Source organism: Streptomyces sp. NPDC127595, assembly GCF_042671685.1.
Classification (GTDB): domain Bacteria; phylum Actinomycetota; class Actinomycetes; order Streptomycetales; family Streptomycetaceae; genus Streptomyces.
The window spans coordinates 77,687-97,820 of the sequence record NZ_JBHXWK010000009.1; the positions used below are offsets into that span (position 1 = coordinate 77,687).

At 70.0% G+C, this 20,134-nt stretch carries 20 protein-coding genes; 10 read left to right on the forward strand and 10 right to left on the reverse strand.

Going from position 1 to position 20,134, the window contains the following annotated elements; all coding sequences use genetic code 11:
* Positions 1 to 444, forward strand: coding sequence for a hypothetical protein (locus ACFVKT_RS27110; protein WP_385735853.1), 444 nt, complete (start codon positions 1 to 3; stop codon positions 442 to 444).
* 21 nt (positions 445 to 465) lie between these two features.
* Here the strand turns inward: ACFVKT_RS27110 and ACFVKT_RS27115 are convergent, their stop codons facing one another.
* The 3 genes from ACFVKT_RS27115 to ACFVKT_RS27125 all read right to left on the reverse strand — a co-directional run bounded on the left by ACFVKT_RS27115 (position 466) and on the right by ACFVKT_RS27125 (position 2,778).
* Positions 466 to 969 (reverse strand): GNAT family N-acetyltransferase, encoded by a 504-nt coding sequence (locus tag ACFVKT_RS27115; protein ID WP_385735857.1) that lies wholly within the window; start codon positions 967 to 969, stop codon positions 466 to 468.
* Positions 970 to 1,015: 46 nt separating this feature from the next.
* Positions 1,016 to 1,522 carry an RNA polymerase sigma factor gene (locus tag ACFVKT_RS27120; RefSeq protein ID WP_385735860.1) on the reverse strand — a complete coding sequence of 169 codons (507 nt, stop codon included), beginning with the start codon at positions 1,520 to 1,522 and terminating at the stop codon, positions 1,016 to 1,018.
* Positions 1,523 to 1,614: 92 nt separating this feature from the next.
* A complete protein-coding gene (locus ACFVKT_RS27125; RefSeq protein WP_385735862.1) occupies positions 1,615 to 2,778 on the reverse strand; it encodes a glycerophosphodiester phosphodiesterase in 1,164 nt (387 codons plus the stop codon).
* A 454-nt stretch (positions 2,779 to 3,232) separates the two neighbouring features.
* Between ACFVKT_RS27125 and ACFVKT_RS27130 the strand changes: the two genes are divergently transcribed.
* Positions 3,233 to 3,904, forward strand: coding sequence for a lysophospholipid acyltransferase family protein (locus ACFVKT_RS27130; RefSeq protein ID WP_385735864.1), 672 nt, complete (start codon positions 3,233 to 3,235; stop codon positions 3,902 to 3,904).
* Positions 3,905 to 4,204: 300 nt separating this feature from the next.
* On the opposite strand, the gene ACFVKT_RS27135 is transcribed toward ACFVKT_RS27130, so the two are convergent.
* The 5 genes from ACFVKT_RS27135 to ACFVKT_RS27155 form a co-directional block, all read right to left on the reverse strand.
* Positions 4,205 to 5,737 carry an MFS transporter gene (locus ACFVKT_RS27135; RefSeq protein ID WP_385735867.1) on the reverse strand — a complete coding sequence of 511 codons (1,533 nt, stop codon included), beginning with the start codon at positions 5,735 to 5,737 and terminating at the stop codon, positions 4,205 to 4,207.
* Positions 5,734 to 6,285, reverse strand: coding sequence for a TetR/AcrR family transcriptional regulator (locus tag ACFVKT_RS27140; RefSeq protein WP_385735870.1), 552 nt, complete (start codon positions 6,283 to 6,285; stop codon positions 5,734 to 5,736). Before ACFVKT_RS27140 ends, ACFVKT_RS27135 begins: the two co-directional genes overlap by 4 nt.
* An 80-nt stretch (positions 6,286 to 6,365) precedes the next feature.
* Complete coding sequence (locus tag ACFVKT_RS27145) at positions 6,366 to 7,337, reverse strand: aldo/keto reductase (protein WP_385735873.1); 972 nt, start codon at positions 7,335 to 7,337, stop codon at positions 6,366 to 6,368.
* 141 nt (positions 7,338 to 7,478) lie between these two features.
* Positions 7,479 to 8,906, reverse strand: a complete 1,428-nt coding sequence (argH, locus tag ACFVKT_RS27150; RefSeq protein WP_385735876.1) for an argininosuccinate lyase — start codon at positions 8,904 to 8,906, stop codon at positions 7,479 to 7,481.
* A gap of 97 nt (positions 8,907 to 9,003) precedes the next feature.
* A complete protein-coding gene (locus ACFVKT_RS27155) occupies positions 9,004 to 10,197 on the reverse strand; it encodes an argininosuccinate synthase (protein WP_385735879.1) in 1,194 nt (397 codons plus the stop codon).
* Between the two features lie 267 nt (positions 10,198 to 10,464).
* On the opposite strand from ACFVKT_RS27155, the gene ACFVKT_RS27160 reads away from it, so the two are divergent.
* From ACFVKT_RS27160 to ACFVKT_RS27175, 4 genes are all read left to right on the forward strand, one after another.
* Positions 10,465 to 11,313: a hypothetical protein gene (locus tag ACFVKT_RS27160; RefSeq protein WP_385735882.1), complete on the forward strand. Its 849-nt coding sequence runs from the start codon at positions 10,465 to 10,467 to the stop codon at positions 11,311 to 11,313.
* A gap of 127 nt (positions 11,314 to 11,440) precedes the next feature.
* Complete coding sequence (locus tag ACFVKT_RS27165) at positions 11,441 to 12,028, forward strand: pyridoxamine 5'-phosphate oxidase family protein (protein WP_385735884.1); 588 nt, start codon at positions 11,441 to 11,443, stop codon at positions 12,026 to 12,028.
* Positions 12,029 to 12,109: 81 nt separating this feature from the next.
* Entirely contained in the window at positions 12,110 to 12,502 is a 393-nt protein-coding gene (locus ACFVKT_RS27170; RefSeq protein ID WP_385735887.1) for a hypothetical protein, read from the forward strand.
* 134 nt (positions 12,503 to 12,636) lie between these two features.
* Positions 12,637 to 13,338, forward strand: a complete 702-nt coding sequence (locus ACFVKT_RS27175) for a L,D-transpeptidase (RefSeq protein ID WP_385735890.1) — start codon at positions 12,637 to 12,639, stop codon at positions 13,336 to 13,338.
* A gap of 73 nt (positions 13,339 to 13,411) precedes the next feature.
* Here ACFVKT_RS27175 and ACFVKT_RS27180 read toward each other — a convergent pair whose 3' ends face one another.
* Both ACFVKT_RS27180 and ACFVKT_RS27185 read right to left on the reverse strand, forming a co-directional pair.
* Complete coding sequence (locus tag ACFVKT_RS27180; RefSeq protein ID WP_385736577.1) at positions 13,412 to 14,887, reverse strand: ATP-binding protein; 1,476 nt, start codon at positions 14,885 to 14,887, stop codon at positions 13,412 to 13,414.
* A 92-nt stretch (positions 14,888 to 14,979) separates the two neighbouring features.
* Positions 14,980 to 15,723: a response regulator transcription factor gene (locus ACFVKT_RS27185; protein ID WP_385735893.1), complete on the reverse strand. Its 744-nt coding sequence runs from the start codon at positions 15,721 to 15,723 to the stop codon at positions 14,980 to 14,982.
* Between the two features lie 212 nt (positions 15,724 to 15,935).
* On the opposite strand from ACFVKT_RS27185, the gene ACFVKT_RS27190 reads away from it, so the two are divergent.
* The 4 genes from ACFVKT_RS27190 to ACFVKT_RS27205 all read left to right on the forward strand — a co-directional run bounded on the left by ACFVKT_RS27190 (position 15,936) and on the right by ACFVKT_RS27205 (position 20,124).
* The gene (locus tag ACFVKT_RS27190; protein ID WP_385735895.1) at positions 15,936 to 17,288 is read left to right on the forward strand and encodes a ferric reductase-like transmembrane domain-containing protein; all 1,353 of its coding nucleotides are present in this window, start codon (positions 15,936 to 15,938) and stop codon (positions 17,286 to 17,288) included.
* A gap of 79 nt (positions 17,289 to 17,367) precedes the next feature.
* A complete protein-coding gene (locus ACFVKT_RS27195) occupies positions 17,368 to 17,826 on the forward strand; it encodes an FMN-binding protein (protein WP_385735898.1) in 459 nt (152 codons plus the stop codon).
* 125 nt (positions 17,827 to 17,951) lie between these two features.
* A complete protein-coding gene (locus ACFVKT_RS27200; protein WP_385736580.1) occupies positions 17,952 to 19,289 on the forward strand; it encodes a ferric reductase-like transmembrane domain-containing protein in 1,338 nt (445 codons plus the stop codon).
* 19 nt (positions 19,290 to 19,308) lie between these two features.
* Positions 19,309 to 20,124 (forward strand): FMN-binding protein, encoded by an 816-nt coding sequence (locus ACFVKT_RS27205; protein ID WP_385735901.1) that lies wholly within the window; start codon positions 19,309 to 19,311, stop codon positions 20,122 to 20,124.
* Positions 20,125 to 20,134: the final 10 nt, after the last annotated feature.

Below are 20,134 nucleotides of genomic sequence, written 5' to 3' on the forward strand. Positions count from 1 at the left end.
ATGACGGCCGCGCAGGAAAACGGGACCGTGCCTCAGGAGAAGAAGCGGACGCGGCTCATCAGCGGTCCCGGCATGCTGCTGGTCTGGCTGTACGGCGTGATGGTCGTCGGCGCCGTCTCGCGCAGCGCCGTGCAGATCTCGACGGAGTTCGACAAGGCCCCGCTCGCCTACTCGCTCTCCGCGGTCGCGGGGCTCGTCTACGGCTTCATCACGTACTCACTCGTCCGGGGCGGCGAGACGGCCCGCAGGGCGGCGCTGGTGTGCTGCGCCGCCGAGCTCGCGGGCGTGCTGATCGTCGGGACCTGGACGCTGGTGGAGCCGTCCGCCTTCCCCGACGCCACGGTGTGGTCGGACTACGGGATGGGCTATCTGTTCATCCCGGTGCTGCTGCCGGTGTCGGCGATGTACTGGCTTCGCAAGGCCGCTCGTACGACCACTCAGTGACCGCCGGCCACCCGGCAACCGCTACGCGCTGGCCACGAACGCGCCCGCGTGGACGCCCTTCGCCAGGGTCACCAGGGTGAGCCGCTCGTCGACGCGCTCCGTGGATACCTGCGCGTAGCCGTGCTTGCGGTACAGCCGCAGGTTGTGGTCGCTGCGGTGGCCGGTGAAGAGCTCGAAGGACCTGGCCGCGCCGTCGGCGCCGAGCCTGGCCTCGATCGCGGCGAGCAGCCGTCCGCCCAGCCCGTGGCGCTGCATACGCGGGTGGACGATGAGCTTGTTGATACGGGCGATGCCCTCGGCGTCCACGACGCCGCGGACCGAGGCCACCACCTCGTCGCCGAGCCGGGCCACCAGGACCGTGCCTTCGGCGAGTTCGGCCCTGAGGGAGTCCAGCGGCTGGGTGAGCGGCTCGATGCCGTAGTCGCCGTACAGCTCGGCCTCGCTCTGGTAGCAGAGGTACTGCAGCTTGAGGATCTGCTCGGCGTCCTTCGTGGTCGCCGCCGAGATGGTCACGCTCATGCCCATGTGTGCACGCCTCCCGCTCACCTGTTCCACCGGTCGTCCCCCACTCCTATCCCCGCGGTTCCCCGGCCGCAACCTCCGGCGTCAGCAAACGACGCAGACATCCAAGACATCGGGAACGTTCCGGGCCCAGACTGCCCTGTGAGATACCCAACTCCCCCGCGATCTCCCGGTAGGTGAGGTCCTTCGGCGAGAGCAGCGCCGCCAACAGCCTCGGGCAACGGCCGGGCAGACGTCGTACCGCGTCATGCAGCGCGCGATGGCGGGCGGCGGTCATCGCCTGCTGTTCGGGGCCGGGGCCGCGGTCGTCCGCGGGATCGGCGCTGTAGGACTGCTCGATGCGGGCCGTACGGCGGCTGCGGCGGGCCTCGGAGCGGACGGCTCGGCGCAGCCAGCCCTGCGGGTCGACCGGTGGGCCGTCCGTGCCGAGGCGCTCCAGGAGGCGCAGCCAGACGGCCTGTTCCAGGTCGCCCTGTTCGGCGCCGGACGCATATGCCTCGGCCGATGCTTCGGCGGCGAGCAGCGGGCGCAGGGTGGCAACCATGTCCTGTGTCATATGCGCAACGACTGTCATATGCGCAACGACGCGGCCGCCCCGGCTGGTGGTTGCCGCGGCGGCCGTCTGTCACCCCAACCGGGGTGACGGGGTCATCCGTTGACGAAGTCCGCGCGGGCGAGCACCGCGGTGTCCGCGTTGTCGGAGAAGACGCCGTCGATGCCCGTCGCGAAGTAGGCCTTGAAGACGCTGAAGACGTCGCCGTAGGCATCCACGTCGGTGCCCTTGCGGAAGGCCGGCGGCAGGAAGGGGTTCTCGTTGCGCATGGTGTAAGGGTGCAGGATCAGGCCCTGTGCGTGCGCGTCCTTGACCAGCGTGCTCGGCGTGGTGAAGTTGCCGCTCGCGTCCTTCGGGATGATCAGGTCGACGGTCGGGCCGATGCCCTGGGCGTAGGTGGCGATCTCCTTGAGGCCCTTGGGCGTGATGAGGTCGGCGACCGTGCGCGGGTCACCGGTCGCGACGAAGTCGAAGGGCTGGGTGTTCGCGGCGGAGAGAAGTACCGCGAGCGGGTTGCCGACGAGCTTGCTCATCCGCTGGAGGCTGGTCGGCTCGAAGGACTGGATGATGACGGGCGAGTTCTTCTTGTCCTTGCCCGCCTGTCGCAGCGCCTTGGCAAGCATCTGCTCGGTGTTCAGGCCGAGCGCCCGGAAGTACGTGGGGTGCTTGATCTCCGGGTAGATCCAGACCTGCTTGCCGCGCTTGCGGGTCTGCTCATCCTGCCACTTGAGCACCTCGGCGAACGTGGGGATCTCCCAGCGCCCGTTGTAGAGGGTGTTGTGCGGACGGTTGGCGGGGATGCGCTCGATCGCCCGCAGGGTCTTCAGCTCGGCGAGCGTGAAGTCCTCGGTGAACCAGCCGGTGGTGGCGACCCCGTCAAGGCTCTTCGTGGTCTTGCGGCCGGCGAACTCGGGGTGGTCGGCGACGTTCGTGGTGCCGCCGATCTCCGGCTCGTGACGGCATACGAGGTGACCGTCCTTGGTGGGCACCAGGTCGCCCGCCTCGACGACGTCCGCGCCGAGGTCGAGGGCGAGCTGGTAGGACCCGAAGGTGTGCTCCGGGCGGTAACCGCTGGCCCCGCGGTGTCCGATGATCGTCGGCTTCGGCAGGCTCTGGTAGCCGCCGCCCGACTTCTGCGCGTCCGCCCGGGCCACACCGGGCAGCCCGAGGACCGCGCCGCCCGCCCCCAGCACTGCGGCTCCGAGCAGCGTCCGCCGTGCGGCGCCCCGCTCTTGTCCGTTCGACTCCTGCGCTCCCATGACCACTCCTGCTGTATTGCCCCCGCACCTGACAAAGCGGTTCGATCGTAAGTTCTCTTATGTGACGGGAGGGAGACCTGTGGGGTAACACGCGGGTGCCCCTGGACGTCGTACGGAACAAGCATGGTGACGGCGCGTCGGCTTTGAATCCGCTGTGCGGGGTACGCGCAGCGCAGTGGCCGGGTGAACCGTCGCGGACGGTCGTCGGGAATTACCCGGTGAGCGGTCGCGGACGATCGTCGGGTGCGGCGCGGCGGGTGTGCGGGGTCCCGGCGCGAGATGTGTCACATCGTCACGGCCGTGTGGCAGCCGCTCACCGGTGCGCCACCGCAGGTAAACGTACGTCAACAGTGCGTATCCACTCGGTGAACCCGATGTGCAATACCCCTGGAGCCGCGAGTATCGTCCTCACCTGCACATACTCATACCGAATCCCTTGACACCGGAGGGCCCGTTGTCCCGCTTCGCGCTCATCAAGGCAGTGCTCGGACCGATCATGCGCCTGATGTTCCGCCCACGGGTGGAGGGTGCGGAGAACATCCCGGGCGAAGGTCCGGTGATCCTGGCCGGCAACCACCTCACGTTCATCGACTCGATCATCATGCCGCTGTTCTGCGACCGTCAGGTCTTCTTCCTCGGCAAGGACGAGTACGTCACCGGCAAGGGCATCAAGGGCCGTCTGATGGCCTGGTTCTTCACCGGCTGCGGCATGATCCCGGTCGACAGGGACGGCGGGCGCGGCGGTGTCGCGGCGCTGATGACCGGCCGGCGGGTGCTGGAGGACGGCAAGGTCTTCAGCATCTACCCGGAGGGCACCCGTTCCCCCGACGGCCGGCTCTACCGGGGCCGTACGGGGATCGCCCGGCTGGCGATGATGACCGGCGCGCCGATCGTTCCGTTCGCCATCATCGGCACGGACAAGATCCAGCCCGGTGGGGCCGGATTCCCGCGCCCCGGCCGGGTCACGGTCCGTTTCGGTGAGGCGATGGAGTTCTCGCGGTACGAGGGGATGGACCGGGATCGTTACGTCCTGCGGGCCGTGACCGACTCCGTGATGACCGAGGTCATGCGGCTGTCGGGGCAGGAGTACGTGGACATGTACGCCACGAAGGCGAAGGCCGCGTAGGCGCTCCGCTGGATACCGAGGGGACTACAGGTCCGTCCTTGACCTGCGGGTGCGTTGCGGCTGGTCGCGCCGTTGCCCGCGCCCCTGACGGGGCGCCGCGGTTCAGCTGAGTTCAGGGGGCTGGTCCTCGGGCGGACCGCCGCCTGCTTGTGGCGACAACGGTCCTACGGGTACGACGGGGCAGATGTGAGAGCAGGGACGAACGTGTCATGGTCGGTGGCTCCTTCGGCCGTGTGGGACGACGTCGGATACGGAGCCAAGACCATCAGAGGGCGAAAACGAGCTTAAAGCCCGCTCCGCTTACGGATGTTCGGTGCTCTCCTCCAGCTTCTGGCCCCGCAGCAGGAACCACGCCGCAATCGCCGTGCCGAGCAGCACCACCGCGCCGATGCCCGCGGCGAGCGTGAGCCCGTCGACGAACGCGGTGCGGGCCGAGTCCATCAGGGCGGCCGCGGTGTCCGCGGGCAGCCCGGCCGCCGACTGGGCGGCACCGCCGAGGGACTCGTGGGCCTCGGCCGGTGTGCCGGCGGGTCCGGTGAAGCCCGCGTAGACGCTGGTCACGATCGAGCCGAGGACAGCGATACCGAGGGCGGCGCCGAGTTCGTACGCCGTCTCGGAGACCGCGGACGCGGCGCCCGCCTGCTCCTTGGGCACGCTGGAGAGGATCACGTCGGCCGTGACGGTGAAGGAGAATCCCGCGCCGATGCCGACGACCAGCAGCGCGGCGCCGAGCAGGGGATAGCCGGTGGACTGGCTCAGCAGGGTGAGCGCGGCGAGCGCCAGGCCCACCGCCACGAGGCCACCGGCGACCACAGCGCGCACCGAGAACCGCCGCGCGACCGTACCCGCGATCAGACCGGCCGCCACCGCGCCGATCGCGGCGGGCAGTTCGGCGAGTCCGGCCTCCAACGGGCCCCTGCCCTGCACGAGTTGCAGGTACTGGGAGAGGAAGAAGACCAGCCCGGACAGACCGAGGATGGTGAACAGGTCGGCGAGCACAGCCCCGGAGAAGCCCCGGTGACGGAAGAGGCGCATGTCCAACAGCGGCGAGGGCAGCGTGAGTTGGCGGCGTACGAACCAGTAGAGGGCGCCTGCGCCGAGCAGGCCGACGGTCACCGGCTGCCACTCGAAGCCGTGCGTCGCGGCCTCCTTCACCGCGTACACGATGCCGATCATGCCGACGAGGGAGAGGCCGACGCTGGTCAGGTCCCACGGGCCGGGGTTCGGGGTGCGCGACTCGGGAAGCAGCTTGATGCCGACGAGGACGAGGACGGCCATCACGGGCAGGTTGATCAGGAAGACCGAGCCCCACCAGAAGTGTTCGAGCAGGAAGCCGCCCACCACGGGGCCGACCGCCGTACCGGCGGAGGCGGTCGCGCCCCAGATGCCGATGGCGAGGCTGCGCTCGCGCGGGTCGTGGAAGAGGTTGCGGATCAGGGCGAGCGTGGCGGGCATCAGGGTCGCGCCCGCGACACCGAGCAACGCCCTTGCCAAGATCATCAGTTCAGGTGTCGTCGCATAGGCGTTGAGCACGGATATCGCGCCGAACGCCGTGGCGCCGATCAGCAGCAGCTTCTTGCGGCCGATGCGGTCACCGAGGCTGCCCATGGAGACGAGCAGGCCCGCGATCACGAAGGAGTAGACGTCACCGATCCACAGGAGCTGCGTCCCGGACGGCTTCAGGTCCTCGCTGATGTACGGGGTGGCGAGGCCGAGGACGGTCGCGTCGACGGCCACCAGCAGCACGGCAAGGACGAGGACGCAGAGCGCCAGCCAGCGGCCCGGGCGCTTCTCCACCTCCGCCACGGATACCGGCTGCAGGGTGCTGGTCATGATTCCTCTCTCCTTAGAGCACCGCCGAGCAACAGCTCGACGGTCATGAAGTGAAAGTCCTTGGCGGCCACGCGGCCGTCCATCACGGCCCAGGCGCCGGAGGCCATCAGCCCGTAGAGCGCCTCGGTGAGCCAGGCCGGGCTGAGGTCGATACGGAACTCGCCGTGCTCCTGGCCGCGCCGGAACAGGTCACCGATGCGCTGGTCGAGACGGGCCCAGCCCTCGTGCTGTGCGTCGCCCTCGAAGAGCTGGTTCTCCGTGTAGAGGAAGGCGAGCAGGGCCGCGATGGGCTCGATCTCCGCCACCAGCCGCCGTACGGCCTCGCTCGCACCGCCCTCGTCGAGCCGGGCCGTGTCGAGGGCGGCTTCGCACTCCCGGATGCCGAGCTCTTCGAGCGCCCGGACCAGCGCGTCCCGCCCCGCGAACTGGCGGTGCAGCGTGGCCCGGCTGATCCCGGCCGCCTTGGCGACCTCGTCCATCGTTGCGGTGGATTTCCGGGTGAGCAGGGCGGCTGCGCTGCGCAGCACATGTTCACGGTCGACAGTCATGAGACAACCATAACCCACATGAGACATAAATGTCTCACCAGCAGCGTAAGAGTCTCACCACTCTCGACTCATTCTGGTGCTCAGTGCCAGGGCAGCTGCCCGCGCCGCTCCCAGTAGGCGGCCGGTTCCTCCGCCAGCGCGTCGAGCCGGGCCAGCTGGTCGTCACCCAGGTCGACGACCGCCGCGTGCAGGTTCGAGGCGAGCTGGTTGACGGTGGCCGCGCCGGAGAGGACGACTCCGGCCCAGGGCTGCCGCAGGACGAGAGCGAGGGCGACCGCGTCGGCGCCGAGCCCGGCCTCCCCCGCGATGTCCCGCAGAACGTCCGGCGCGTACTCGGCCGCGAGACGTCCGTTGGCCACGGCCTCCTTGACGATCACGGTGAGCCCGGCGTCGTGGGCCTCGGCGAGGGCGGGCGCGGCCGAGGTCTCAAGGGCGTTGTACGTGGCCTGGACGGTACGGAAGAGCGGCTCACCGTCCACCGTCACGGCGAGCGCGGCGCGGATCGCGTCGGCCTGGGCCGGCCCGCTGGTGGAGAACCCGATCGAGAGACCCTGGGCGGCCGCCTCGGCCAGCTCGGCGTGGAGTTCCTTGTCGGTGAGGGCCGGGCTGTCCGGGGTCACCGAGTGGATCTGGTAGAGGTCGAGGCGGTCGCCGAGCAGCGCGGCGGTTTCGCTGCGCTGGCGGTCGTAGGCCTGGACGCTGTGGTCCTTGACCTCGTGTTTCTCGGCATCGATGGTCCAGCCCGCGGTATAGGTGTAGCCCCACTTGCTGCCTACGACGATGTCGTCGATGTCGGGGCGAGCGTTCAGCCAGTCGGCGAGGAACTCCTCCGAGCGGCCGTAGGAGCGGGCCGCGTCGAAGTAGCGGACGCCCTGGAAGTATGCGGCGTCGAGGAGTTCGTGGGTGCGGGCGCGCAGCGTGTCGACGCTGCGGTTCTCTCCGAGGTCGTGCTCCCGGCCGAGGTTGATATAGCCGGGGCGGCCCACCGCGGCGAGGCCGAGTCCGATGTGGCAGGTCGGGGTCGTTGCTGTGGCCAGTCGGGCGAAGGGCATCGCGGGCTCCGTTCGGTCGGCTCCGACCAACGTAACCCGCGATGACCTTCGGCTTCCGCCTCAGAGCTCGGTTCGTGCGGTGCTGTGGCGGCTGCGCGTGCGTCGTGGCAGGTCGCGCAGTTCCCCGCGCCCCAAAGGCGCTCAGCTCTTCGCCGTTGCCCATTCGTGCTGGGCCGCCACGTCCGTCTTCACCTCGGCCAGTTGGACTGCCACCGCGCTCGGCGCCGTACCGCCGCGGCCGTCACGGGACGCGAGGGCGCCGTGGACGTTGAGGACGGAGCGGACCTCGGGAGTCAGGTGCGCGGAGATCTTCGCGAACTGATCGTCGGTCAGGCCGTCCAGTTCGATGCCGTCGGCCTCGGCGACCTTCACGCACTCGCCCGCGACCTCGTGGGCGACACGGAACGGCACGCCCTGCTTGACCAGCCACTCGGCGATGTCGGTGGCGAGCGAGAAGCCGGCCGGGGCCAGCTCCTCCATGCGCTCGCGGTTGACGGTCAGGGTCGCCATCATGCCGGTGAAGGCGGGGAGCAGGATCTCCAGCTGGTCGCAGGAGTCGAAGACAGGCTCCTTGTCCTCCTGGAGGTCGCGGTTGTACGCGAGCGGGAGGGCCTTGAGAGTCGCCATCAGGCCGGTCAGGTTGCCGATGAGTCGGCCGCTCTTGCCGCGCGCCAGCTCCGCGATGTCCGGGTTCTTCTTCTGCGGCATGATCGACGAGCCCGTGGAGAACGCGTCGTGGAGAGTGACGAAGGAGAACTCCTTCGTGTTCCAGATGATGATCTCCTCGGCGATCCGGGAGAGGTTCACGCCGATCATCGCGGTGATGAAGGCGAACTCGGCGACGAAGTCACGGGAGGCCGTGCCGTCGATGGAGTTGGCCACGCTGCCGTGCTCGAAGCCGAGGTCCTTGGCGACCGACTCCGGGTCCAGGCCGAGCGACGAACCGGCCAGCGCACCTGAGCCGTACGGCGACACCGCCGTGCGCTCGTCCCACTGGCGCAGCCGCTCCGCGTCCCGGGACAGCGGCTGTACGTGGGCCAGGACATGGTGCGCGAACAGCACCGGCTGGGCGTGCTGGAGGTGCGTGCGGCCAGGCATCGCGACGTCCGGGTGGGCCTCCGCGAGGCCGATCAGCGCGTCCTGGAGGTCGGCGATCAGACCGCCGATGATCCGGGCGTGGTCGCGCAGGTACATCCGGAAGAGGGTGGCGACCTGGTCGTTGCGGGAGCGGCCGGCGCGGAGCTTGCCGCCGAGGTCGGGGCCGAGGATCTCCAACAGGCCGCGCTCCAGGGCCGTATGGACGTCCTCGTCGGCGATCGTGCCGACGAGGGAGCCGTCGGCGACGTCCGCCGCGAGCTGGTCGAGGCCCGCGAGCATGCGCGCCAGCTCGTCCTCCGTGAGCAGGCCCGCCTTGTGCAGCACGCGCGCGTGGGCACGCGATCCGGCGATGTCGTACGGCGCGAGCCGCCAGTCGAAGTGGACGGACGCGGACAGCTTGGCCAGGGCCTCGGCGGGACCGTCGGCGAAACGGCCGCCCCAGAGCCGTACGTCACCGCTGTTGCTGCTCACTTGCGTTGCTCCTCAAGGATGTTGATGTGCCACCGCCTCCCCACTCGCCCGAGGGAGGAGGCGGTCATCACGGTATCGCTTAGGCCGGTTAGGCCGGTTAGGCCTGGTCCCGCTTGGCGGCGATCTTCGATGACAGGCTGTAGATGTCGATGAAGCCCTTGGCCGCGGCCTGGTCGAAGGTGTCGCCCGTGTCGTACGTCGCGAGGTTGAAGTCGTACAGCGAGGTGTCGGAGCGCCGGCCGGTGACGACGGCGCGGCCGCCGTGCAGCGTCATCCGGATGTCGCCGTTGACGTGCTGGTTGGCTTCGTCGATGAAGCCGTCCAGGGCGCGCTTGAGCGGGGAGAACCACTGGCCGTCGTAGACGAGTTCGCCCCAGCGCTGCTCCACCTGCCGCTTGTAGCGGGCGAGTTCGCGCTCGACGGTGACGTTCTCCAGCTCCTGGTGGGCGGTGATCAGGGCGATCGCGCCCGGAGCCTCGTACACCTCACGGGACTTGATGCCGACAAGGCGGTCCTCGACCATGTCGATCCGGCCGATGCCCTGGGCGCCGGCGCGCTCGTTCAGCTGCTGGATGGCCTGGAGGACGGAAACGGGCCTGCCGTCGATCGCGACGGGGACGCCCGCCTTGAAGGAGATGACGACCTCGTCGGCCTCGCGGGGCTCGGCCGGGTTCGAGGTGTACTCATAGATGTCCTCGATCGGCGCGTTCCAGATGTCCTCCAGGAAGCCCGTCTCGACGGCCCGCCCGAAGACGTTCTGGTCGATGGAGTACGGGGACTTCTTGGAGGTGGCGATCGGGAGCTGCTTCTCCTCGCAGAAGGCGATCGCCTTGTCGCGGGTCATCGCGTAGTCGCGGACCGGGGCGATGCACTTGAGGCCGGGGGCGAGGGCGACGATGCCGGCCTCGAAGCGGACCTGGTCGTTGCCCTTGCCGGTGCAGCCGTGCGCGACCGTGGTGGCGCCGTGCTTCTGGGCGGCGGCGACGAGATGTTTGACGATCGTCGGCCGGGAGAGCGCGGAGACCAGCGGGTAGCGGTCCATGTAGAGGGCGTTGGCCTTGATCGCCGGGAGGCAGTATTCCTCGGCGAACTCGTCCTTGGCGTCCGCGACCTCGGCCTCGACCGCACCGCAGGCGAGCGCGCGCTTGCGGATGACGTCCAGGTCCTCGCCGCCCTGGCCGACGTCCACGGCGACGGCGATGACCTCGGCGCCCGTCTCCTCGGCGATCCAGCCGATGGCGACTGAGGTGTCCAGACCGCCTGAGTAGGCGAGTACGACGCGCTCGGCCACGGGGTTCTCCTCACAGTGCATTCGCTGACATGCATGAGTATGCAGAGTTCTGCATGATTCGTCAATCTCGACGCCTTGCGGTCGAGATGTCGAACACAAGACGTGATCTCAGACAAATTCAGGGTTTCTTTGAATGCCCTTTGAACGAGGGAAATCGCTTTCCCGTACCTCTCCCCGAGCGCAGGCGCCGCGTTCGTGCACCGAGAGACACTCCGCCCGGCCGACCGCCGGACGGCTCCCCGACCCCGACCCGAGTGAGGCTTTCGCATGTCCAGGGCTCTTCCGAAGTACAACAAGCGCCGCATTGTCCTGATCGGCGGCGCCTGCGCGGTGGTGTTGTCCGGAGCGATCATCGCCGGCTCGGCCTTGGCCGGGGAGACCTCCAGGAGCAGCGGCCAGGGCGCCACGACGAAGGCCGCGTCCCCGGGCACGGTGAACTGCCCGGCCGTCGCACCCAGCCTGCCCGCGATCCCCGCCTCGGCGAAGGCCGAGGTCGACCGCAACCTCGCACTGCTGAGCACGCAGATCTCCGAGGCCGACAAGAGACTGGTCGACACGGTCGGCCAGGGCGGGCCCAACTTCATCCAGAACGCGATCCTCGGCCCCCTGAAGGACAAGCGGGTCGCCACCATCAACCGCATCGCGACGGCGATCGGGCGCACCGCGGCCAAGCCGGTGGGCCTGGACTCGCTCGCGCCGTGCGCGCTGAACACGGCCGGGCGCGGCGCGGCGGCGACGCCGAGCACTCCGGCGAGCGCACCCGCGACCGCGGCGACACCTGCACCCGCGGCCGGTGCCGGTGCCGGTGCCGGTGCCGGTGCCGTCGGTACGATCAGCTGCCCGGATGTCGCCTCCCGCCTGCCCGCGATCCCCGCCTCCGCGAGGGCCGAGGTCGACCGGAATCTGACGCTGCTGAACACGCAGATCTCCGAGGCCAACACACGACTGGTGAACACCGCGGGCCAGGGCGGCCCCAACTTCGTACAGAACGCGATCCTCGGTCCGCTGGCCGACAAGCGGACGTCCACCATCGACCGGATCGCCATCGCCATCGGCCGCACGGCGGCCAAGCCCCAGGGGCTGGGTTCGCTGGCGGCCTGCGTCCTCAACAAGTGACGGACGGTCGCGGTGTGACGAACGCCGGATGACAGACTCCGTGGCCGTCCCGTAATGGCGGCCGGGGCGGCCACGGGCTCCGCAATTCCTTAGACAAAGTAAGGAACTTGCCCAATAATCGTTAGACATGGGAAAGACTTACGAGCGCATTGACGGCAGACTGCGTACGTTCATCGAGGCGCAGCCCCTCTTCTTCACCGCGACCGCGCCCCTGTCGGGGGACGGCACGATCAACCTCTCCCCCAAGGGACTGACCGGCTCCTTCGTGGTGCTGGACGAACTGACCGTGGCATACCTGGACTTCGCGGGAAGCAACGCCGAGACCATTGCCCACCTGCGGGAGAACGGCCGGATCACCCTCATGTGGTGCGCCTTCCAGGGACGGCCGAACATCGTCCGCGTGCACGGCCGCGGCGAGCCCGTCTTCCGTGACGACGCGCGATTCGCTGAACTGCTCGCCCGCTTCCCGGACATCGACCCGGCCCCGCACGGCCTGCGCGCGATCATCGTCGTGACGGCCGATCTCATCCGCGACACCTGCGGGTACGCGGTGCCGTTCATGTCGTACGACGAGGACCGCGACCTGCACGCCAAGCGCTTCGCGCGTGAGGACGACGCCTCGCTCGACGCGTACTTCGGGAAGAAGGAGCACATCGCGACGAGCATCGACGGCCTGCCCGGGCTGCCCCTGCCACTGCCTCCCACCCCGGTCTGAGCCTGCGCCTCCCGGGAATCTCGCGTCACTCTGTCCAGCGATGTCGGAGTACGGACAGTCCGGAACCTCACCCGGGCCAACATGCTCAATCTCGCGACGGGCCAGCAGATGGCCGAGCAACTCGGCGTGAAGCCTCTGCTCCCGTCCGACTTCGACAACCGCCCCGGCGGAGTCCAGATCTCCGACGCGCTCAAGGAGAAGCTCGTCGACAACTGCCCGCTGTGGTTCTACATCCTCCGTGAGGCCGAGGTGAACGGTGGCGGGCGGCTGACCGGCGTCGGCGGGCGCATCGTCGCCGAGGTGTTCCACCGGGCCATCGAAGGCAGCCGGTACTCCATCGTCCGCGATCCGTTCTGGCGGCCCTTCCTCACCCCCGACCCGGAAAGGAAGAGCCAGGGCCTCTTCGAGATGACCGACCTGCTGCTGTACGCCTTCGAGGGCAGGGCGACTCTCCTCAACCCCCTGGGTCCGTAAGCACCGACTCGGTGGACACCGTGGATTCCGGGCGCCCGGGAGGACCGCCCGGAATCCGCGGAACCACCGCTGGACGACGCCCGGTCGGCCCACCCGGGCTGCCCCGACCGCTGCCTCCCCGTAGCGTCCGCTCCATGCGTCGTCCAGGTGCCGCCGTCCTCCTCGCGTCCGTGTCCCTCTTCGCCTTGGGCCTGGCCCCGAGCGGTCCGCCTCCGCTGCCCGGGCGGATGGCGGACACCGGCGGCGGCACGCAGCTCATCACCGCGCAGGCCGCGCGTACGTCCTCGACGAAGGGGACCGTCACCTGGTGGGACCGTCGCGACGGGCGCTGGGTGAAGGCCGGTTCGGCGGCCGCGCGCTTCGGCGCCAAGGGGCTGGTCGCAGGCGGCGCGCGGAGACAGGGGACGAACACCACACCGACCGGGCTGTACGACCTTCCGTACGCGTTCGGGATCAAGGCCGCGCCCGGCGGGACCAAGACCCCCTACCGGCAGGTCCACCAGAACTCCTGGTGGTGCCAGGACAACAACTCCCGCGCCTACAACCGGTGGACCGAGCCCCGCCCGGCCGACTGCCGCGCCGCCGAGTCCGAGCACCTGATCTCGTACGCCAAGCAGTACGCGCACGCCCTCGTCATCGGGTTCAACTACGAGCGGCCGGTACGGGGGCGCGGCGCCGGCATCTTCTTGCATGTCAACGGGCGGGCAGCGACGGCAGGTTGTGTGTCGGTGTCCGGCGACGCGATGCGGCAGATCGTGAAGTGGGCCGACCCGGCGCGCAGACCGCACATCGCGATCGGCACGGCGGGCGGGGCGACCGCGATCACTCGGTATTGAGTGCAGTCGGGGTCAGGACAGCTGAATAACCAAGGGTCGTTGATGGCTGCTCGCGCGGGTCCCCGCGCTCGCCCTATGGGACGCTCCTGGCGTCGGCCGGCAGCCGGACCGTGAACGTCGTCGCCCCCGGGCGGCTCTCCAGCGTCACTGTGCCGCCGTGGGCCGCGACCACCGCCGCCACGATCGACAGGCCGAGTCCCGCTCCGCCGCCCTCGCCGTCGGTGCGGCGCCGGTCCGCGCGGGTGAAGCGCTCGAAGACACCGGGCTGGACGTCCTCCGGTACTCCGGGGCCGTCGTCGCGCACCGTCAGGACGGCCTCGGCCTTGGTGGCGTCCGCTGCCAGTGACACCGTGACACTGGTGCCAACAGGTGTGTGCAAACGAGCGTTGGCCAACAGGTTGGCCAACACCTGTTGGAGCCGGTGCGCGTCGCCGGTCACCGTCACCGGCTCCTCCGCCAGCTCCAGGATCCAGCGGTGGTCAGGGCCGGCGGCCCGTGCGTCCGTGACCGAGTCGAGGACGAGGTGGGTGAGGTCGACGGAGCGCCGTTCCAGCGGGCGGCCCGCGTCGAGGCGGGCGAGAAGCAGCAGATCGTCCACCATCTCGCCCATCCGCGCCGACTCGGCGGCGATCCGCTCCAGGGCGCGGGTCACCTCCGGCGGCACGGGTCCAGGGTGCAGCAGGGCGAGTTCGGCGTGCCCCCGGACCGAGGCGACCGGCGTGCGCAGCTCATGGCTGGCGTCGGCGGCGAAGCTGCGCAGCCGTTCCTCGCTCGCGTGCCGCTTGGTCAGCGCGTCCTCGACATGGCCGAGCATGCGGTTGAAGGCGCCGGCGACCTGGCCCACCTCGCTGCGCGGGTCTGACTCGGGCGCGCGTGGCGGCAGCGCCACCTCACCGCTGGCGAGGGGGAGTTCGCTGACCCGTGTCGCGGTCGCGGCGACCCGGCTCAGCGGTCGCAGCGACCAGCGCACCCACAAAGCACCGGCTACTCCCGTGACCGCGAGGGCGGCGCCGAAGACGCAGGCGGCGACCAGTTCGAGGCGGTGCACGGCGGCCTCCACCGGTTCCAGGGGGAGCCCGGTGATCAGTACGTCGCCGTCCTGCCCGTGCCACGCCGTCAGCCGGTAGGAGCCGAGCGCGGAGAGGTTCACGCTGTGTCCGGCGCTGTCGACCGGCACCGCGGCGAGGGCCTTCCGGTCGTCGGCGGTCAGCGCCACGTTCAGGTCGGTGGGGTCGGTGCCGGCGCGGACGACGGCTTGGTTGGTGACGGTCCCGTCGAGCAGCCGGGCGCCGAAAGTACCGGTGGCCTGGCGGCGGGTGTCACCGTGCTCGTCGCCGTCGTGGTCGGAGGGCTTGACGCTGCCGGCGTGCTCCAGACTCGCGGGGAAGCTGGCGCCCGCTTCCTGCAGCTGCTGGTCCAGGCGGCCCGTGAGGAACCCGTCCAGTTCGAGCACGGCGGCCACCCCGACGGCGGCGCAGCTGACGGCGAGCAGCACCACGAGCCCCGCGGTGAGCCGGGCCCGGAGCGTGTGCGCGCGCGGCAGCCGCAGCCCTCTCGGCCCACGGCCGCGGAGCCGGCCGGCGCGCAGCCGAAGTACCCGCAGCCGGGCCCACGGCCACCGCACCCCCGCCCACCGCGCCCTCACCGGCCCACGACCGGCTTGAGCACGTACCCCGCGCCCCGCACCGTATGGATCATGGGCTCGCGGCCCGAGTCCACCTTCTTGCGCAGATAGGAGATGTAGAGCTCCACGACATGGGCCTGGCCACCGAAGTCGTACGACCAGACACGGTCGAGGATCTGTGCCTTGCTGAGCACCCTGCGCGGGTTGCGCATGAGATAGCGCAGCAGTTCGAACTCGGTCGGCGACAGCTCGATCAGCTCGCCGGCGCGGGCCACCTCGCGGGCCTCCTCGTCCATCACGAGGTCTCCGACGATCAGCCGTGGTCCCCCGTCCAGCTGGCGGGCCATGCCCGCACGGCGCAGCAGGCCGCGCAGCCGGGCCACGACCTCCTCGAGGCTGAACGGCTTGGTCACATAGTCGTCGCCGCCCGCCGTGATGCCCGTGATGCGGTCCTCGACGGCGTCCCGCGCGGTGAGGAAGAGGACGCAGACGTCGGGCTTCACGGCGTGCAGATCACGCAGTACGGCGAAGCCGTCGGTGTCCGGGAGCATGACGTCGAGGATGACGGCGTCGGGCAGCAGGCCGCGCGCCTCGGTGACGGCCGTGGCCCCGTCGCCCGCCGTCCGTACCTCCCAGCCCTCGTAGCGCAGGGCGCCGGAGAGGACCTCGGCCAGGTCCGGGTCGTCGTCGACGACGAGGACGCGGACGGGGGTGCCGTCGGGGCGGGTGAGCTCGGGGCGGCCGGAGCGGATTGTGTTCATGGCTTCTCACAGCATCGCGCGTAGTCGGCCACGGGGCCGCCCGGTCAACCTCTGAGTTTCCTCTGAGTGCACCGACAAGACCCACGGCGGGTCACCCAGGTGCCCGCGGCGGGTCACCCGGGTGTACGCACCCCTCGTACGCCGCCCGCTCAGAGCCCGCTCAGAGGTTCGGACCGCACAGTTGCGTCCCGGACAGCCGAAAGGATGAGCACATGACCACCGTGTACGAACAGCGTGCGGCGCCCGCCGTGCCGCTGGAGGCACGCCGGTCCCCGGCCGGACCGCTGTTGGCCCTGCTCTGGGCCGGTGCGCTCGCCGTGGTCGCATTGTGGTGGGCGGACACCCGCTCGGTGGTCGGAGCGGCGGGCTGGCTGACCGACGCCGGGCGGATCGCCGGGCTGCTGTGCGGCTACGGCTGTGCGGTGCTCGTCGGTCTGATGGCCCGGGTCCCGCTCCTTGAGCGGCGGATCGGTTCGGACCGGGTGGCCCGCTGGCACGCCATGGCGGGGCGGTACACGATCTGTCTGCTGGTCGCGCACGTCACGCTGATCCTGTTCGGGTACGCCGCCCAGGACGGCAGCGGGATCCTGCACGAGGCGACGACCGTCGTCCTCACCTACCCGGAGATGCTCAAGGCCACGGCCGGCACGCTGATCCTGGTCGCCGTCGGGATCCTGTCCGCGCGTGCGGTACGGCGCCGGGTGAGCCACGAGTTCTGGTACTACGTGCATCTGCTCACGTACGCCGCTCTCTTCCTCGCCTTCGGCCATCAGCTCGCGCTGGGCGCCGACTTCACCGGCAACTCCCTTGCGCAGGCCGCCTGGTACGCGCTGTACCTGGGCGCCGCGGCGCTGGTGCTCTGGTTCCGGATCCTCACCCCGGTCCGGCTCAATCTGCGCCACCAACTGCGGGTGGAGTCGGTGCACCCTGAGACGCCGGACGTGTTCTCCGTCGTCGTACGCGGGCGGCACATCGACGAACTCCAGGCGCGGCCGGGGCAGTTCTTCCGCTGGCGGTTCCTCACGGACGGAATGCGCTGGACCTCCTCGCCGTACTCGCTGTCGGCGCCTCCCCGACCCGACCTGCTGCGCATCACGGTCAAGGCACTCGGCGGCCACAGCGCGTCCGTCGCGCTCCTGCGTCCCGGAACACGGGTCTGGGCGGAGGGCCCGTACGGCTCACTGACCGAGGACCGGCGCAGTTCACACAAAGTGCTCCTGATCGCGGCCGGGGTCGGCATCACACCGCTGCGGGCCCTGTTCGAGACGCTGCCGGGTCAGGTCACGCTGCTCTACCGGGCGCGGACGGCCGAAGACCTCGCGCTGGGCGCCGAGTTGGAGGCCATCGCGCGGTGGCGCGGGGCACGTGTGGTGTACGCGCTCAACGGCGCGGACGGCTCCCGGCCGCGCTTCACGGCCCAGACGCTGCGTGCTGCCGTCTCCGATGTCGGCGGCCACGACGTGTATGTGTGCGGGCCCGACGCCTTCGCACGGGACGTGTACGTGGCATTGCGCGCGGCCGGGGTCCCCGACCGCCGCATCCACCACGAGTCGTTCGAGCTGTGAGCACCGCGAATCCCGTGCACCGCATGAGTGCTGTGAGCACCGTAAGTCCCCTGAAACGCAGGAGAGTTGTGAGGACCCCGTGCACGCCCTGAACCGGAACCGCCCGCTGCGCCGAGTCGTGCTGGCGACCGCCGCCACCGTATCGAGCGTCGTACTGCTGCTGTCGCTGAAGCCGCACAGCACGCCGACCGTCGCCCTGCCCTCCAGCAGCGGCACCAGCTCGACCGGAAGCAGCAGCCCCGGCAGTGGCACCGGCACCACCACCGGGACGCTCACCGGCACCACCGTGCAGACCCGCTACGGACCCGTGCAGGTCCGCGTCACCCTGAAGAGCGGCAAGATCACCGACGTCACGGCCGTCACCTATCCCCAGGACAACCCGAGGGATCAGGAGATCAACAGCTATGCGATACCTCAGCTCAAAAGGGAGGTGATCGCCGCACAGAGTGCCAACATCGACACGGTGTCCGGCGCCACTTACACGAGCGACGGTTACCGCCAGTCCCTCCAGTCCGCACTGGACTCGGCGACCGGTTGAACACACCGCGCTCTCGCCACGTACCTCTGGGCCAAGGGGGCCACTCCCCTTTCCCCGTCCCCACGGACGACCACGGAGGAACCGTGTCCACGATCGCCGGTGGCCGCGCCGCGCGGCGCCAGACCATGCGCCGTATCCGCCCTCGCCGCTCCCCCGCCGTCCCCCTGCTGCTCGCTGTCTGGGCGGGTGCGGCCGGGGTCATCTGGCTGTGGTGGAGCAACACGCCGTCCATCGCGGACCACACCAGCCGGATGATCAACGCGGGCCGGATCACCGGCCTGTTGGCCGGGTACTTCATGGCCCTCGTGGTGTTGCAGATGGCGCGGGTACCCGCACTTGAGCGCCGGGTGGGCTCCGACCGGGTGGCCCGCTGGCACGCGATGAGCGGCCGCTACACGATCAGTCTGGTCCTCGCCCATCTCGTCCTGACGATGTACGGCTACGCACTCCAGTCCGGCCGGACCTTCGGCGACATAGTTCAGCAGACCATCGACTCGGTCAACCAGCTTCCCGACATGGGCAAGGCCGCCATCGGCACCGGCCTGTTGTTCCTCATCGGCCTGCTCTCCATGGGCCCCGTGCGCCGCAGGATGCCGTACGACACCTGGTACCACATCCATCTGCTCACCTACGCGGCCGTGTACCTGTCGTTCTGGCACCAGCTCTCCACCGGCAACGACTTCGCCGTCCAGCCCGCCGCGACGACGGCCTGGTACGCGCTGTACGGGACGGTGACCGCGCTGATGATCTGGTACCGGGTGATCGTGCCGGTCCGGCTGAACATGCGGCACCGGATGCGGGTCGAGGCCGTGATCGAGGAGGCGCCGGGGATCGTGTCGGTGCTGATCAGCGGGCGGAAGCTGCACCGGATGGGTGCCGAGGCCGGGCAGTTCTTCCGCTGGCGCTTCATGGCACCGGGGATGCGGCTCAGCTCCCACCCGTACTCGCTGTCGGCGGCGCCCCGCCCCAACATGCTGCGCATCACCGTGAAGGCGATCGGCGACCACAGTGCCGCGCTGCGCGAGCTGGAGCCCGGCACCCGGGTCTGGGCCGAGGGCCCGTACGGCGCGCTGACGGCGGCCAAGCGCAGCCGCGGAAAGGTTCTGCTGGTGGCCGGCGGCGTCGGCATCACGCCGATGCGGGCGCTGTTCGAGACACTCCCGGGCTCCTCCGGTGACCTGACGCTGCTCTACCGGGCCAACAGCACCCAGGATCTGGCCCTGTGGGACGAGCTGGCGTCCATCTCCCAGGAGCGCGGGGCCCGCCTGATGTACGCGGTGAACAGCCCCGACGGGGAGCGCCCGGACATCTCGGCGGACAGCCTGCGCCGCAAGCTGCCGGACATCGAGAGCCACGACGTCTTCATGTGCGGGCCGCCCGGCTTCGCGCAGCAGGTGTACGAAGCACTGCGCGGCGCGGGAGTCCCCGCCCGCCGTATCCATCACGAGTCGTTCGAGATGTGAGCGACGGGAGTCAGGAGCGATGAAGAAGAGCCACCCCCTCAGGCGTGTCGTGCTCGCCACCGCCGCCACCGTGTCCGGGATCGTCCTGCTGCTGTCTCTGAAGCCCGGGGCCGACCCGGCCTCCGCTTCGGCGCAGGGCGGAGCGGCTGCCCAGGCGACGGCGGCCGGGCAGGAGTCGCCGCAGGGCGGCAGCTCGGACCAGTCGTCCTCCGGGGCCCGTACGGTCACCGGAAGCGTCGCCGACACCCAGTACGGGCCCGTCCAGGTCCGTCTCACCCTCAGCGGCGACAAGATCACCAAGGCCGAGGCGGTCCAGGCGCCCAGCGGCGGCCAGAGCACCACGGTCACCGAGGACGCCGTACCGAAACTCAACCAGGCGGCCGTCGCCGCGGGTACCGCCGACATCGACGCCGTCTCCGGTGCCACCTACACGAGCGCCGGATACAAGGAGTCGCTTCAGTCGGCCCTCGACCAGGCGGCCAAGAGCGCACCGGCCGAGCCGGCGGCATCGCCGTCCAAGGCTGCCGCGTCGTCCGCGGCGGCCGCGGCACCCGCCGTCGACGGCCAGACCGTCGACGGCGACGTCGTCCAGACCCAGTACGGGCCCGTCCAGGTCCGCCTGACCCTGAACGGCACATCGATCTCCAAGGCCGAGGCCATCCAGGCACCCAGCGGGGGACAGAGCACGGAGGTGACCAGCAATGCCGTACCGAAGCTCAACCAAGCGGCCGCAGCCACCCAAAGCGCCGACATCGACTCAGTCTCCGGAGCCACCTACACCAGCGCCGGATACAAAAAATCCCTCCAGTCCGCACTGGACAAGGCCGGTGCCTGACCCGGCGGAG

Excerpts from the sequence above, each read along its gene's own strand:
- ACFVKT_RS27110 (WP_385735853.1), top strand. The coding sequence starts at position 1 with ATGACGGCCGCGCAGGAAAACGGGACCGTGCCTCAGGAGAAGAAGCGG.
- ACFVKT_RS27115 (WP_385735857.1), bottom strand. The coding sequence starts at position 969 with ATGGGCATGAGCGTGACCATCTCGGCGGCGACCACGAAGGACGCCGAG.
- ACFVKT_RS27120 (WP_385735860.1), bottom strand. The coding sequence starts at position 1,522 with ATGACACAGGACATGGTTGCCACCCTGCGCCCGCTGCTCGCCGCCGAA.
- ACFVKT_RS27125 (WP_385735862.1), bottom strand. The coding sequence starts at position 2,778 with ATGGGAGCGCAGGAGTCGAACGGACAAGAGCGGGGCGCCGCACGGCGG.
- ACFVKT_RS27135 (WP_385735867.1), bottom strand. The coding sequence starts at position 5,737 with ATGACCAGCACCCTGCAGCCGGTATCCGTGGCGGAGGTGGAGAAGCGC.
- ACFVKT_RS27140 (WP_385735870.1), bottom strand. The coding sequence starts at position 6,285 with ATGACTGTCGACCGTGAACATGTGCTGCGCAGCGCAGCCGCCCTGCTC.
- ACFVKT_RS27145 (WP_385735873.1), bottom strand. The coding sequence starts at position 7,337 with ATGCCCTTCGCCCGACTGGCCACAGCAACGACCCCGACCTGCCACATC.
- ACFVKT_RS27160 (WP_385735882.1), top strand. The coding sequence starts at position 10,465 with ATGTCCAGGGCTCTTCCGAAGTACAACAAGCGCCGCATTGTCCTGATC.
- ACFVKT_RS27165 (WP_385735884.1), top strand. The coding sequence starts at position 11,441 with ATGGGAAAGACTTACGAGCGCATTGACGGCAGACTGCGTACGTTCATC.
- ACFVKT_RS27170 (WP_385735887.1), top strand. The coding sequence starts at position 12,110 with ATGCTCAATCTCGCGACGGGCCAGCAGATGGCCGAGCAACTCGGCGTG.
- ACFVKT_RS27175 (WP_385735890.1), top strand. The coding sequence starts at position 12,637 with ATGCGTCGTCCAGGTGCCGCCGTCCTCCTCGCGTCCGTGTCCCTCTTC.
- ACFVKT_RS27185 (WP_385735893.1), bottom strand. The coding sequence starts at position 15,723 with ATGAACACAATCCGCTCCGGCCGCCCCGAGCTCACCCGCCCCGACGGC.
- ACFVKT_RS27190 (WP_385735895.1), top strand. The coding sequence starts at position 15,936 with ATGACCACCGTGTACGAACAGCGTGCGGCGCCCGCCGTGCCGCTGGAG.
- ACFVKT_RS27200 (WP_385736580.1), top strand. The coding sequence starts at position 17,952 with ATGCGCCGTATCCGCCCTCGCCGCTCCCCCGCCGTCCCCCTGCTGCTC.
- ACFVKT_RS27205 (WP_385735901.1), top strand. The coding sequence starts at position 19,309 with ATGAAGAAGAGCCACCCCCTCAGGCGTGTCGTGCTCGCCACCGCCGCC.